This window comes from Phytohabitans sp. LZ39 (assembly GCF_059359075.1).
Window position 1 is genome coordinate 34579 of record NZ_JCADBM010000030.1, and the last position, 14034, is coordinate 48612.

8 protein-coding genes and 3 pseudogenes are annotated in these 14034 nt (G+C 72.3%); all 11 read right to left on the reverse strand.

What is annotated here, in order from left to right:
* Positions 1-196: 196 nt before the first annotated feature.
* The 11 genes and pseudogenes from AC5L36_RS39695 to AC5L36_RS39745 all read right to left on the reverse strand — a co-directional run bounded on the left by AC5L36_RS39695 (position 197) and on the right by AC5L36_RS39745 (position 14034).
* A complete protein-coding gene (locus AC5L36_RS39695) occupies positions 197-508 on the reverse strand; it encodes an SUKH-4 family immunity protein (RefSeq protein ID WP_494909566.1) in 312 nt (103 codons plus the stop codon).
* 127 nt (positions 509-635) lie between these two features.
* Positions 636-1094 (reverse strand): annotated as a pseudogene (locus tag AC5L36_RS39700) (toxin glutamine deamidase domain-containing protein); the annotation flags it as partial.
* A 392-nt stretch (positions 1095-1486) separates the two neighbouring features.
* Entirely contained in the window at positions 1487-1801 is a 315-nt protein-coding gene (locus AC5L36_RS39705; protein ID WP_494909568.1) for an SUKH-4 family immunity protein, read from the reverse strand.
* 136 nt (positions 1802-1937) lie between these two features.
* Positions 1938-2399, reverse strand: a pseudogene (locus AC5L36_RS39710) (toxin glutamine deamidase domain-containing protein); the annotation flags it as partial.
* A gap of 563 nt (positions 2400-2962) precedes the next feature.
* Positions 2963-3268 carry an SUKH-4 family immunity protein gene (locus AC5L36_RS39715; RefSeq protein WP_494909569.1) on the reverse strand — a complete coding sequence of 102 codons (306 nt, stop codon included), beginning with the start codon at positions 3266-3268 and terminating at the stop codon, positions 2963-2965.
* A gap of 127 nt (positions 3269-3395) precedes the next feature.
* Positions 3396-10622: pseudogene (locus AC5L36_RS39720) on the reverse strand (toxin glutamine deamidase domain-containing protein); the annotation flags it as partial.
* Positions 10623-10643: 21 nt separating this feature from the next.
* Positions 10644-11336 (reverse strand): hypothetical protein, encoded by a 693-nt coding sequence (locus AC5L36_RS39725; RefSeq protein ID WP_441223973.1) that lies wholly within the window; start codon positions 11334-11336, stop codon positions 10644-10646.
* Positions 11333-12247 (reverse strand): hypothetical protein, encoded by a 915-nt coding sequence (locus AC5L36_RS39730; protein ID WP_441223974.1) that lies wholly within the window; start codon positions 12245-12247, stop codon positions 11333-11335. The genes AC5L36_RS39725 and AC5L36_RS39730 overlap by 4 nt, the downstream gene beginning before the upstream one ends.
* A 3-nt stretch (positions 12248-12250) precedes the next feature.
* Positions 12251-12604 carry a hypothetical protein gene (locus AC5L36_RS39735; RefSeq protein WP_441223975.1) on the reverse strand — a complete coding sequence of 118 codons (354 nt, stop codon included), beginning with the start codon at positions 12602-12604 and terminating at the stop codon, positions 12251-12253.
* A complete protein-coding gene (locus AC5L36_RS39740; protein WP_441223976.1) occupies positions 12588-13010 on the reverse strand; it encodes a YbaB/EbfC family nucleoid-associated protein in 423 nt (140 codons plus the stop codon). The genes AC5L36_RS39735 and AC5L36_RS39740 overlap by 17 nt, the downstream gene beginning before the upstream one ends.
* Positions 13011-13077: 67 nt before the next feature.
* The gene (locus tag AC5L36_RS39745) at positions 13078-14034 is read right to left on the reverse strand and encodes an SseB family protein (RefSeq protein WP_441223977.1); all 957 of its coding nucleotides are present in this window, start codon (positions 14032-14034) and stop codon (positions 13078-13080) included.

Genomic DNA, 14034 nt, shown 5'->3' on the forward strand with positions numbered 1-14034 from the left:
ATGACGTGCGGGTCGTGCGGCGCTCCGGAGTGGACGGTCGAGCCGCCGTATCCGGCCTCGGTGCGGAAGTGGTGCACCCGCCCGTCGGCGAGCTCGACGCGCAGGTTGGGCCCGTCCGGCCGGACGTCGACGACCGGCCCGCCGCCGAGCTGCTGCGGCGTGAGCCAGGCGGCCGCGCCCCGTACCTGATCGGTGGTTACGCCGTAGGCGGCGTCGGCTCGGGCCAGATCTGGCCGCCCGTCAGCCGGCCCTCCCTCCTGGCCTCGCTGTACTCCGCCATCACCATGCGGATGGGCAGACTCGGGTGCGCCGTGACCACTCCCGTCAGGTCCACTATGTACGACCCATGGCCGACGTGCATCCCCTTGCTGCGTTGCTCCTCCGTCAGGGCCCGTTTCACCAGCCATCCGAACTCGAACGGATAGAGGGTCACCTCCGTGCCGCCCCCGATCAGGCGCTGGATCAGCTCCCGTGCCTGTTCCTCCGTGAGCTGCTGTTCCTGACTCATTAGGAGTTCCCCCACTGTCGGTTGGTGCCGGGCTTCCGGCCAGCTGGTCCGCCCGGATGTGCCAGAGCGTGTGCGTGTCGGCCATGAACCCGGCCGGCGGCGAGTCCCACGTACGGCCGCTCTGCGGGTCCCACCAGACCGGACCGCTCGCGCCCCGCGGGTACACGATCACGAACGCGTGCGCGTCTTCGCGCAGGACGTCGCCGTTCGCGTCGGTGCGCGGCTGCCCGGTGGCCGGGTCGATGTCGAGCCAGTCGGCGACGACGAGCGCGGAGGCGCCGGGCCCGGCCGCCGCGATCTGGGCGTGCAGGTCGGCGTACTGCTGGGACACGGCGGCGGCGCGGCCGGCGGGGTCGCCCGGCATGCCGGCCGGCGGGCCGACCCAGGTGTCGCCGAGCCAGACCTGCGCGCGCCGCAACCCGTCCGCCTCGCCGGAGTCGCGGTCGACGGAGCCGTCGGGGTTGACGTCCGCCCAACGCGGCGCGGAGACCTGCGGTTCACCGTAGAAAGTGGACAGCGCCGACAGCGAGCAGTCCAGGCAGTTGTTGCGCCGGCCGGGCACCGTGGGCCCGCCGTCGTTGACCATCTGGCCGTACGGGTGGCTGGACGGGTCGGCGAGCGTCGTGTACCCGGAGCCGTCGAAGAGCGCCCACTGGAGCTCGTGCTGGTAGTGCGGGCTCTCGATCGGCGCCAGGTTGGCCGGCCCGACAAGGCGGGTGCCGTCGAGCGCCGCCACACCCCGGGCCAACCCGCCCGGCTCGGTCCGCGGTCCTAGGGCTGCTGCGTCGGCCGTTTGAGGATCAGAAACGGGGTCTCGCCGATCCGCTGCATCTCCTCCTCGCTCGGCAGGTCCACCCCCAAGCTCTCCCGGGCGATCCGCTCCGCCGTCGAACGGTCCACTATCTCGAAGCGGTCGATCCAGTAGTACGTGAACGCCGTCATCGAGCGCACCCTCCTGCGGCGGTGTCTGGTCGGGTGTTACGGCGTTGGGGTTTCCGGCCTCGGCCAGACCTGCTGACCGGTCAGCCGGCCCTCCCGCCTCGCCTCGCTGTACTCCGCTATCACCAGGCGTACCGGCAGGCTCCGCTGGATCGTGACGACCCCAGTCCGGTCGATGATGTAGCTCCCCTGGCCGATGTGCATCCCCTGGGCTCGTTCCTCCTCCGAGAGGATCTCCGTCGCCACCCAGCCGAACTCGAACGGATGGATCGCCAGCCGGGCGCCCGTTCCCACCAGCCGGGTGATCAGTTCCCGTGCCTGGTCCTCGGAAATCTCCGGTTCCTGCTGCGTCATTGGGTGTTCCCCCGGTGCTCGTGGTGGAAGGCGTGGCCGGCGGGCCGGCGATGCCGTCGCCGCGCATCGACCACAAGGCGTGGGTGTTGGCCATGTAGTGGGCGGGCGGCGAGTCCCATGTCTGGCCGCTCTGCGGATCCCACCAGACCGGACCGCTCGCCCCCTGGGGGTACACGATGACGAAGGCGTGCCCACCCTGTGAGGTGACGTTGCCGTTGGCGTCGGTGATGAGCTGGCCGGTCGCCGGATCGGCGGCCAGCCAGTCGGCGCCCACGAGTGCCGCGGTGCCCGGGCCCGCGGCGGCGATCTGCGCGTGCAGGTCGGCGTACTGCTGGGCGACCGCCGCGGCGCGGCCGGCCGGGTCGCCCGGCATCGACGGGGACGGGCCGCCCTGCCAGCTGCCGCCGAGCCAGCTCGTGATGCGCTGGAAGCCGCCGTTTTCGCCCGTGGCGCGGTCGATCGAACCGTTCGGGAGCTGGTCGGGCCACCGCGGCGCGGACACCTGCGGCTCGCCGAAGAAGCTCGACAGCGCCGACAGCGCACAGTCGATGCAGTTGTTGCTCCGGCCCGGCATGCTCGGGCCACCGTCGTTGATCATCCCGCCGTACGGGTGCGTGGACGGGTCCGCGCCCACCGCGTATCCCGAGCCGGTGTCGAGCGCCTGCCGCAGGTCGGCCTGGAACCGCGGGTCCTCGATCGGCGCCAGCCGGGTCGGGCCGGTCGTGCGGGTCGTGTCCAGCGGCGGTACGCCCGGTGCCAGCCCGGCGAGGTCCTGCGGGCCGTCGGCTACTGGGTCGGCCGCTGGAACGTCATCGACGGGCCCTCGCCGATCCGCTGCATCTCCTCCTCGCTCGGCAGGTCCGCTCCCAGGCTCTCCCGGGCGATCCGCTCCGCCGTCGGCCGGTCCACGATCTTGAGCCGGTCCTCGTAGTCCGGATTCAGCGTGATCGCGCCCAGCGACGCCGTCGCCTCGGTCCAGGTCCGGTGGCGGTGACTCCAGCCGATGGCCACCAGGCGACGATCCGGGGCCAGGCTCCCCTCCGCCAGCAGGCCCACCGGTGGGGCCGCCGGGTCCCGGGGGTAGAGAGCTTGGTAGGTCCACGACGCGCTCATCGGTCTTGCCTTCCTGGTAAGCCTGCTCGACCGAATGGGGGGCGGGCGTTAGGGAGTCGGCTCCGGCCAGATCTGTCGGCCGGTCAGCCGGCCCTCCCTCTTCGCCTCGCTGTACTCCGCCATCAGGATCCGATCCGACAGGCTGGCCTGCACCGTCACCGTCCCATTCCGGTCGATGATGAACGCCCCCTGACCCACGTGCCTCCCCCGGTCGCGCTCCTCCTGCGTCAGTACCGCCGTCGCCAGCCACCCGGCCTCGAACGGACGCAGGATCACCTCCCTGCCCGTCCCGAGCAGCCGGGTGATCAGCTCCCGCGCCTCGTCCTCCGTTATCTCCGGCTCCTGCTCCGTCATTCGGCGCTCCCTGGGCGTCGGTGGTGGGGGTCGGGCCGGCCAGGCTGTCGCCCCGCATCGACCACAGCGTGTGGGTGTCGGCCATGTAGCTGGTCGGCGGCGCGTCCCACGTGCGGCCGCTCTGCGGATCCCACCACACCGGGCCGCTCGCGTTCCGCGGGTACACGATCACGAAAGCGTGCGACCGGCGCATGGTGACGTCGCCGTTCGCGTCGAGTTCCAGCTGGCCGGTCTGGTCGTAGGCCAGCCAGTCGACGACGACGAGCGCTGAGGCGCCGGGGCCGGCCGCCGCGATCTGGGCGTGCAGGTCGGCGTACTGCTGGGACACGGCCGCGGCGCGGCCGGTCGGGTCGCCGGGCATACCCGGCGGTGGGCCGTCCCATGAGCCGCCGAGCCAGTCTTCGGCGCGGTCGATCCCGTCGAGCTCACCCTGGACGACGTCGACGGTGCCGTCGGGCAGCACGTCCGGCCAGCGCGGCGCGGAGACCTGCGGGTCGCCGTAGAAGCTGGAGAGCGCGGCCAGCGCGGAGTCCAGGCAGTTGTTGCCCCGGCCGGGCACGGTGGGGCCGCCGTCGTTGACCATCTGGCCGTACGGATGGGTCGACGGGTCGGCACCCGACTCGTACCCGTCGCCGGTGTCGAGCGACTGCTCCAGGTCGCGCTGGAACCGCGGGTCCTCGATCGGCGCCAGATGGTCCGGGCCGGTCGTACGCGTCGTGTCCAGTGCCGGCACGCCCGGCGCCAGCTCGCCGGGGTCGGACCGCGGACCGACCTCTAGCTCGAGGTCCCCGTCGGACCCCACTTCCGGTGGTACTCCGTCGCTGCCCGCTCCGCGATCGCCAGCAGCTCCTCCTCGCTCGGCAGGTCCGCTCCCAGGGTCTCCCGGGCGATCCGTTCCGCCGTCGCCCGGTCCACTATCCGGATCCTGTCCTCCCAATCCGGATTGATCAGGATCGCGCCCAGCGAGGCCTGGGCCTCCGTCCAGTCCTCCTCCGAGTGATTCCACCCGACCACCCGGCGGGGCAGACCCGGGGCCGCCCGTCCCTCCGCCACCAGGCCCACCGGTGCCGTCGGGTCCCGGCGGCGGTAGAGACCGTAGTAGGTGAAGCGTTCGCTCATCGAGCTTGCCCTCCTGTGGCACGGTCGGATCGGCCGCGATCAGCTTCGGGTCGACGGGGAAGTCCGCCCGGCTCAGCCCATGATCCCGCACCTCGTCGGCGAATGTGCGGCCCTGGTCGGCGAGCCACGACTGGTAGTCGGCCCACGCCTCCGGATGGGTCGCGATCCACTTGGCGAAGCTTGTGTCCTTGGCGCTGGCCGCGTCGACCCCGCCCGGCACCGGGTCGGCGATCGCCTGGTTGGCCTGGAGGATGCGCAGGAACGCCCGCGCCCGCTCGTGGATCGGGTGCTCCTGCCCGGTGATCGGGTCTCGACCGTCCAGCCGGAAGATCTCGTAGTCGCGGTGGGTGAGCTTGCCGACGTCCCACGACTCGCCGGTCGGGAACTGGAGCTCGATCTTGTGCCCGTCGGGGTCGACCAACGTGATGTTGCGCCCGAAGAAGCGGTTGCCCGGCCGCCAGAAGCTCTTGTCCTGCGCCGGGTCGTACCGGTAGTTGTACGGCTCCGCCTGGAGCCGGTCGAGGGCGGCCTGGACGATCTCGGTGTACCGCGGGCCGTCGAGCACGCTCAGGGAGAAGCGCGCGAGGTCGTTGGCGCTGTCCTCCATGAAGGAGTCGAGCCCTTCCAGCTGACCCTCGGTGAGGAACTTGCGGGCCAACGAGGCGAGCTTCTTGACGTCGTGCTCGCCGTTGCCCTCGACCCGCACGCTGCCGTCGCCGAACTCGGCGCGCAGCGCGTCGGCCACCTCCGTGAGGTCGCTGCGCATCTGCTCGGCGACCGGCTCGGCCCGGGACAGGGCCCGTTCCATCTCGACCCGCTGCTGCTCCTTGAGCGCGTCGATGTACCGCTGCTCGATCTCCCGGGGGTCGGGCGTGCCGTCCTGCTCCAGCTCGAGCTCGTCGGGCGTGGAGTCGTCGGGTGTCGTGCTGTCGGGCGACGGCTCGACGAACCGGCCCGCGTTCGCGTCCCACTCGCCGACCACGCGGCTGCCGGCGTCGGTGACGTGCGTGATCCGGCCGCCCTCGTACACCACCCGGCTGCCGTCGCCCAGGTAGACCTCGATCTTCCCGATCTGGCCGAGTCGGACGTCGTTGGGGTCGGCCAGCATTCGGCCGAGGCGGGAGCGGAGCGAGTTGACCGCGTTGTCGTACGACAGCCCGCTGGCCCGGCCGTCGATCACGACGTCGCCGTGGTTCTGGCTGCCGTCCGGCTGCTCGCGGAACTTGTCCACGCCGTTCTTCAGCTGGTGGTCCATGGCGCGCCGGGTGTTTTCGCCGACCTCCTTGTACTCCACCGGCGTGCCAGGGTCTTCGGGCCCGGTGCGCTCCAGCGCCTCCATCGACTTGTAGCCGCTGTCGAACTCCGGATGCCGCGGCAGGCGCGTGACGTGCCGGCCCTCGTCGGCCCGCATGTTGGCGGTGTCGCGCTCTTTGGCGTCGAAACCCTCGATCGTGCCGTCGTGCGCGTCGGTGACGCCCTGCTGGTACTTGTCGCCCAGCGGCCCGGGCTGCTCCGGGTTGACGCCGTCGAAGTGCTCCGGCGGGACGTCCTGGCGGTGCGGGTCGTTCGGGTCGGGCGGTGTGCCCTGCTCGGCCTCGGGCGTGCTGTCCGGCTGGCTCGTACTGTCCGGCTGGCTCGTGGCGTCAGGCTGGCTGCCGTCCGGTTGTGCGCTCGGGTCGGGCGTGCCGGGGCGGTTCAGGTCGGGGAAGTTCGTCTGGGTCTGGTTCTGCCGCAGGGCGTCCAGGTCGATGCCGTGCGTGTCGGCGAGGCGCTGGGTGAGCGGCCCGACCAGGCCGCCGTCCTGGCGCTGCGCCGGGTCGGGGTGCGTCGACTCCGCGATCGCCGTGCGCGCCTGGCTGATGATCGTGTCCGGGTCGGTGGTCAGCACGCCGTCCGGGATCGCACTTTCCGGCACGCCGTACCGGCGCATCACCTCGTCCCGCAGCTGCTCGGGCGTCTGGCCGGCGATCTCGCGGTAGCCGTCGGAGTTGGGGATACGCGGGTCGCTGGTGGGGTCGGGCGAGCGGTGCCCGGCCAGCCCGCGCAGAAACTCCTGCTGCACCGTGAACGCCTGGAACTCCCGCTCCAGCCGCAGCTGGTTTCGCGCCTCGGCCCGCAGGTGTGGCGGGACGTTCGCGTTGACCGCCCGCGCGAGGAGCGCGTTGTTGGGCTGCAACGCGTGCATCCCCTCGTGCACCATCGTCGTCGCGATAGCGCTGAGCGAACGCGGGTCGCCGGACAGCGTCGACGGGTTGATGAACATCGTGCCCAGCGTCGGGTGGTAGAAGCCCCGCGGCTGCCGCACGGTCACCTGGTCGACGAGGGTCGGGGTGACCGCGTTCGCCGGCAGGATCGCGTTCAGCGACGCCATGTCCATCGGCACCGTACGGTCGAAGAGCCGCGCGGCGTGCGCCTCGAACTCCGGCCCCAGCACGTCACCGATCTTCGCGATCGCGATCGCCTGCGAGATCGGGTCGAACCGCCCGGTGGTCGGGTCGATGCTCGCGGCCCGGTTGGCCATCTCGACGGAGTTGAGCGGGTCGACGCCGTCGAGGTCGCGCCAGCCCGGGTCGGCGTGCTGCCCACCGCGGTCGAAGTCACGCCAGTCGCGGTAGTTGTCCGCGTACGAGTTGACCGCCCGGCTCAGGTCGCGTACCTGCTGCACCAGGTCGCCCATCTCGCCGGTGGTGCGGGCCGTGTCCGCGGTGGCCTGGAGGCGGTTGGCCTGCTGGCGGATGTTTTCCAGGTCGGCCAGGCGGGTGGCCACCGCGTCCGGCGAGTAGCGAGCCAGCAGGTTGTCGCGGGCCCGGTCGACGAGCTCGTTCACCTGGCGCGGCAGGTCGGCGCCGGTCCGCGTGACGTTCGGCGAGAAGTTGGCCGTGGGGACCAGCTCCGGGTCGATCGCCGAGTCACCCTCGGGAGTCCCGTCACCCTCGGGGGTACCGTCGCCCCCGTCGGGCGGCGTCGGCCCATCCGGCGTGGGACCGTCCGGGCCGCCCACGTCGGTGCGCGGCCCGTCCATTGTGGAACCATCCATGCGCAGCCCGCCCGGTGTGCCCGGCCCGACCGGCACCGGCGTAGGCGCGGTGGGCGTGCCGGGCGTAGGCGTGCCCGGCGTCGGCGTGCCGGGAGCCGGGGTGGCCGGAGTCGGCGTGGGCGTGCTCGGTGTCGGCGTGCCAGGTGTCGGCGTGCTCGGTGTAGGCGAACCGGGCGTGGGCGAACTGGGTGTCGGTGTTCCCGGTGTGGGCGTGCCGGGCGTGGGCGTGCTTGGTGTAGGCGTGCCAGGCGTGGGCGTGCTCGGTGTCCCCGGCGTGGGCGTGCTCGGTGTCCCCGGCGTGGGTGTGCTCGGTGTAGGACCGCCGGGGAAAGGCGAATCCGGTGTCGGTCCGTCGGGCGTCGGCCCATCCGGGAACGGCGATGGTCCGCCTGGCGTCGGCCCACTCGGCGTAGGCCCGCCCGGTGTCGGCCCACCCGGTGTCGGCGCGCCCGGTGTCGGCGCGCCCGGCGTGGGTCCACTCGGCGTGGGACCACCTGGTGTCGGGGCGCCGGGCGACGGGGAACTCGGCGTCGGGGTGAGCGGCGTGCCGGGAGTGGGACCGCTGGGTGGCGGCGAACTGGGGGTCGGTGTGAGCGGCGAAGCGCCGGGCGTGGGCGTCCCCGGCGTCGGCGCTCCCGGCGTCGGGCCGCCCGGGAATGGCCCACCCGGCGACGTCGGCGTGAGTGGCGGTGCCAGCGTGCCGGCCCGCATCTCCTCCAGCCTCCCGGCGATGGCCTCCTGGCTCATCGGGCTGCGGTTGCCGCTGCTGTCGACGTTCGTGAAGTTGCTCTCCAGGAACGACTGAAGCCGCCGCCCGTAGTCGTTGAGGTTGTCCGGGTTGGTGTTGAGCGCGTGCTGCACCATGTCGGGCGTCAGTAGCGGCGCGGTCTGCCCGTTGGTGCCGTTGGCGCCGTCGCCGCCCTCGCCACGCGGCCCGAACATCTCGCCCACGCCGCGCGCGTAGTCGGCGCTGACCCGTTGCTCGATCCGCTTGCGCCACTCGTACCACTTGGGCTCTTCACGCCGGGGGGCGCCGTCGCCGGCGGGCTGCGCACCATCCTGGCGTCCGGCGCCGTCGGTGCGGCCAGCGGCGCCGTCCGAGCGGCCCGGCGAGGAGGCGTCGGGCTGGGTGGCCGGCGGGATGGCCGCGGTGCCGTCGCCGTCACCGTCGGATCCACCGTCGGACGCGTTGCTGTCGGGCTGCCCGGACCGCGCGGCGGGATCTCCCGTGCCGGTGGTGCCGTCGCCGGTGGTGGTGCCGTCAGGCGTCGCCGGACCGTCCGCGGTCGGCGTGGACCCGTCGGGCTGCGGGGTGCCGTCTCCGGTGACGTTCGGCGCGGCGGTCGCGGGCGGTGTAGCACCGTCCGAAGTGGAGCTGTCCGGAGTCGCGGACCCGTCGGCGGTCGGCGCGGGCGGCGAGGACGAGGGCGGTGTCGACGTCGTAGCACCATCCCCAGTAGACGGTACGGACGTGCCGGGAGTGCCGGCATCGGGCGTAACCGGCGTGGACGTGCCGGGCGTCCCCGCGTCGGGCGTAGCCGGCGTCGACGTGCCGGGCGTCCCCGCGTCGGGCGTGACCGGAGTGGGCGTGCCGGGCGTCCCGGCATCCGGTGTGGCCGGAGTGGGTGTCCCACCGTCCGGTGTGGCCGGAATGCCACCGTCCGGTGTCGCCGGTACCGGCGTGCCCGGTGTGGGCCGCCCGCCGTCCGGCGTGCCGGTCTGCGTCGTGCCGTCGCCCGTCGACCCGTCGGCCGGCCGTCCGTCGCCGGGTGTGCCGGTCTGCGTGGTCCCATCGCCGGTAGCGGGCGGCGCCGTCGTCGTGGTGCCGCCACCGCGCTGCCCGCCCGTGGAAGAGCCCGAGGACGAGCCCGAGGACGAGCCTGAGGAAGACCCCGAGGAGGAGGTCGAGGTAGACGAGGACGTCGACCCACCGGTCCGCCCCGAGCCGGAAGACGAACTCGACGAGCCGGACTGCCCGGTCGAGCCGGTGGACCCGGTCGAGCCCGTAGACCCCGTGGATCCCGTCTGCCCGGGCAGGCCGCCCGGCAGCCCTGCCGGGTTGTTCGCGTTGCCGCGGCCGAGGTCGCCGAGGTTGTTGTTCTGACCGCTGTTTTGCCCCAGGTTGGCCGGCGCGTTGTCGCCCTGGTTGCCGAAGAGGTCGCCCGCGCCCTGGTTGAGCGCCGGCGTCACGACGTCTGGCCGGCGGCGCCCGCCCGGCTCGCTCAGGATCTCGCCCAGGAGCGCGGCCGGCGTGACCGAGTCCCAGGCGTTGTCGAGCGTCATTCCACTGTAGACACCGTTGCGCTGGGCCCACTCCGTCAGGCCCATCGCGTCGATCAGGCGGTCGCGGCCGATCTGGAGGAAGTTGTCGGCGACCTGGCCGGCGCCGAACGCGACCGCCTCGGTGACCCGGCTGTGGATGCCGAACATCAGCGGGCCGCCGATCGCGCCGGCGATGAAGCTGTCGACGAGCTCCATGCCGAAGCGGCCGGCCCACCCTTCGGTGAACGGGTCGTGTCCCTCGAGGGCCTGGATCAGCAGGATCCCGCCCTTCATGGCGCCCATGAAGCCGGCGTACGCGAGGCCGCCGCGCAGCGCGGCCATGCCGACGCCGCGGATTCCACTTTGGATGAAGCGCCGGACGCCCGCCCTGATGGTCTCCTGGAAGAGCTTGCGCAGCAGCTCGCGGGCGATGGTGTAGATGGTGGCGCGGCCGGTCGCGATCGCGGCCGCGCCCGCCGCGGCGCCGATGCCGGTCCAGGCGGTGATGATGGCCTGGATGAGCGCCACCGCCATCATCACGAGCGTGATGACGGCCATCCACTTCATGCTCTCGATCTCGAGCGCCTTGCCGTGGACGAGCTGCTGCATCGAGCCGAGCGCCTCGGCCATGCTCGACGTCTCGTCCATGTAGCCCTGAAGGCTCTCGCGCACGAGCTGGGCGGCGCCGTCGCCCTGCCACACCGAGAGGTCCTGGATGTAGTCCATGACCTCTTCGAGGTGGGCCGCGTAGAGCTCGGTGGCCGACTGGTAGGAGTCGGCCAGGTCGAAGAGACGATCGTGGCGGGCCTCCGGCCACTGCGTGATCATCTCGAGGAAGTCGCCGAGGACCGGAATCCACTCGTTGATTTTGATGAAGCACTGCCGTACCGCCTCTAGCGCGGCATCGGCGGCGTCCTCAGCGGCGTTTCCGGACATCTGGCCCTCCCCCCGGCAGGCTCAGCCGACCCGGTACGGGCGCTCGACGCCTCGGGCCAGGTAGCGGCGCGCCCAGGAGGCCGGCCGGCCGCCACCGCCCACGACCGTCCACTGGAGAACGTCCACAGCGGACTTCGTCTCGGTGAGGAAGTAGTGCGCCGAGCAGAAGTGCAGCTCTACGCCACCGGCGGCCGGGCGGACGGCGGGGGCGGAGACCAGCGACGGATCCACCCACTCGTACTCGGCGGCGAACTCGCCCGGGTCGCGCACCAGCACGCCGGCGCGGTGATCGCCGGTGGCGGCGAACGGCAGCACCGTGGGCCGGTCGACCTGCTCCCCCGAGTACAGCTCGGCGAGCAGCTCGGCGTACGCGAGCGGCTCGAGGTCGGCGCCGAGCCGCCGGCCCAGCTCGCGGATCGTCGCGGTCTCGTTGAGGAACAGGTCCTGGTCGCCGACGAAAAGCAGCCCGTACGTGATCGCGAAGTTGTCCATGAGCATGTCGCCGACCACGCGCACCGCGGCGTCGACCCACGGCGCCTGACCGATCAGCCAGTCAGCCGCGCGCGCCTCGTATGCGTAGTCGGCGGCCGCGAACGTCGACGCTTCCGGCCAGTCGCGCCGCTCCTCGACCGGCGTGCCCGGCTCAAGCGCGTGCCGCCGCATAGCCGCGACCACCCGATCCCAGTCCACCACGTCCTCCCCGTCCACCGTCACGCCGGCACGCGCGCGCGCAACGCCGCCACCAGATCGAGCACCAGCGCGCCGAGCGGCTTGGGCCCGGCCGCGACCGACGCCCGGCCGGTCAGCTCTTCGATCGCGCCCGGCGCACCGTCGCGGCGGGCGGCGTGCGCGGTGCCGACCACCTCGTCACCCACCACCCGCACGTCGAACGACACCGTGCGGCGGAGGAACTCGTCGGTCGGCAGCCGCACCGCGGCGGCGAGCCGGGCCAGCACCTCGTCGCGCTCGTCGCGCTCCGGCCGGTCACGGGTGTCGAGCGCGGCGGCGAGCACCAGCCCGACACAGGCGGCGCCGACCGAGGTGCGGGCCGAGGCGACCGGGCTCAGCCACCGCGTGCCGAACACGGGCACGAACTGGAGCAGCCCGTCGGTCTCGCAGACCGTGACCGCGCCCGAGCCCACCCGCCAGGCGGGCGCGGGTGAGCGGGCGGCACTCAGCGCCGGCTCGCGCCACAGCGGCCGGCCGCCCTCCTCCGCGGACGTGCCGGGCGAGAACTCGCGCACCCCCCGCCTGGGCAGGTAGTCGGCGAAGACGTGACTGTCGTCGCCGTACGCCATCGGGAGCTCGAGGCGGGTCAGGCGGTCGAAGATGGCGCGGCCGAGGCGCTCGCGCGGCCCGCGGAACTCCACGCCGATCTCGAACTCGTACGGCTCGTACGCCGTGCCCTCCGATACGCCCGGGTCACCGTCACGCCCGAGGTCGGTGAGATCCACGTTGAGGTGTGCCCAACCGTCGGCGCCGATCAGCGGCAGGGCGTCGACGGGCAGCACGAACCCGCTCCCGTTGTAGAAGTACCCCCGCAGGTCGAGCGCCTCCGCCACCCGATGGGCGAGCTCCTGACTCGACCCGGCGTACTTCACGTAGATCTCGACGGTGTCGGCCATCGACTAGGTGGTCGCCCGGTTGATGTCGTCACGGTTTTCGGTGTCGACGCCCTGGTACTCCGTCATCGCCATGACCGTCTTGTCGCCACCCGTGATCAGGCCCTCGCCGGCGCGGTTGAGCCCGTCGTCGACGGCGTCGCGCAGCGAGCCCTCGCTCCCCTCGGGCACGACGTTGTAGGTCTGCTCGAAGGCCTGGCCGTACGAGTCGTTGCCCCAGGGGCGCTCGGCGTTGACCGCGTTGATGTCGCCGAGGATGCCCTGCGCCTGTGACTGGAACGACGTGCCGATCGACCGCAGGATCGCACCGGTGCCGGCGACCTCGTTGGGGTCGTCCTGGATGTCAAGGTAGGAACCCATGGCCGTCCTCCTCGTTCTTCTTCAACGCCTTTGGCAGGTCGGCGTCGTGACTTTCCATCAATACGTCGAAATCAGTCTTACCGATCAGACCCATTCCACGATCTTTGGGCATGACCTTCTCGACGATTTCCTTCGTCTGTTTGTTGGCGTCTTCGACCGCCGCGCGCACCGTGGACATGATCGACGCGGCCAATGCCTTGGAATTGGGCGTGCGGTAGACGCGGGGGTCGATCTCGAGCTCGATGAGCTGCCCGCGCGGGCCGACCACAGCCTTGATCAGCCGGTCGTCGGACCACGCCGTGCCAGTGATCTCCATGATCTGCTGCCGCGTCTGCGCCGCGTTTTCGATGGTCTGCTGGAGGTCGTCAATCACGCCGCGAATCGCCGACCATTGCGGTCGCTCCATGCACTCCACCTCCCCCTAGGCCCTCCGACCTGCTCCGACAATAGATGATCCACGCATCGATCGGGTATCAGCCCTCACCCCGCAACGCCCCGCCGATGCCGCCCGGCGGGAGCTGGATCGGCGGCGGATCGTCGCCCGGCTCGACCTCCCGAAACGGCGAGATCGGGGGCGGGGGCGGGGGCGGTGGCTGATCCGGGTCACCGCCGAGGCGCCGCCGCACCAACTGCTCCGCGTACGCCACCAACTGCCGCACCCGCTCCCCCGGCAGCGTGATGCCGATCGGCGAGCCCGGGTTGACCGCGAGGCGGTGGTCGTCGCCGGGCCACTGGCGCATCACCGAGATGAAGTCCAGCGTTACCACCGGGATGTCCAGGTCGCGCCCGCCCAGGCACTCCTCGTAGCGGTCGACCGACGTGAAGACCGGCACGACGAGCACGCCGTCCATCTCCAGCGCCTGGGTCGGCACGATCACCTGGGCGGTGACCAGCACGTCGAGCAGCACCTCGGCGTCCGGGGCGACGAGCGCGTCCCGCAGCAGCCGCTCCACCTCGTTGGCCGGGGTGAAATCGCGCATCGTCCGCTGGGTGGGCACCAGCTCGGGCACGTCTTCGGGCTTGACCAGCACGCCGATCGGGGTGACCGGATTGATCGCGAGGCCCCACCCGTCCGGCGTGCCGGAGACCACCTCGGTGAGGGTGGTCGCCCGCCAGCCGTCCGCCGGCACCGCCCGGTACATGGCCTCGGGCGACGTGAAGACCAGCAGGTAGGGCACCCCGTCGCGCTCGCGGGTGAGCAGCCGCTGCCGGCCCGGCTGGGCGTCGGGCTCGTCCCGGAAGCCGGGCACCACGAGCGGCGCGACCGCGAGGATGCTCATCACCGCGTCGATGTCGCCGTCGCCCACCACCTGCTGGAGGCGCCGCTCGACGTCGTTGGCCGGCGCCCACGCGCTGGCGCTCGCGTCGCCCGGCACCGGTCCGCCGTCGTCAGGGCCCGCGGCCTCGTCACTGCCCGCACTCCCGCTCAT

Bases quoted from the DNA above. Each gene is read 5' to 3' on its own strand.
- AC5L36_RS39730 (WP_441223974.1), bottom strand. From the start codon at position 12,247: ATGGCCGACACCGTCGAGATCTACGTGAAGTACGCCGGGTCGAGTCAG.
- AC5L36_RS39705 (WP_494909568.1), bottom strand. From the start codon at position 1,801: ATGACGCAGCAGGAACCGGAGATTTCCGAGGACCAGGCACGGGAACTG.
- AC5L36_RS39735 (WP_441223975.1), bottom strand. From the start codon at position 12,604: ATGGGTTCCTACCTTGACATCCAGGACGACCCCAACGAGGTCGCCGGC.
- AC5L36_RS39695 (WP_494909566.1), bottom strand. From the start codon at position 508: ATGAGTCAGGAACAGCAGCTCACGGAGGAACAGGCACGGGAGCTGATC.
- AC5L36_RS39745 (WP_441223977.1), bottom strand. From the start codon at position 14,034: ATGAGCGGGAGTGCGGGCAGTGACGAGGCCGCGGGCCCTGACGACGGC.
- AC5L36_RS39740 (WP_441223976.1), bottom strand. From the start codon at position 13,010: ATGGAGCGACCGCAATGGTCGGCGATTCGCGGCGTGATTGACGACCTC.
- AC5L36_RS39715 (WP_494909569.1), bottom strand. From the start codon at position 3,268: ATGACGGAGCAGGAGCCGGAGATAACGGAGGACGAGGCGCGGGAGCTG.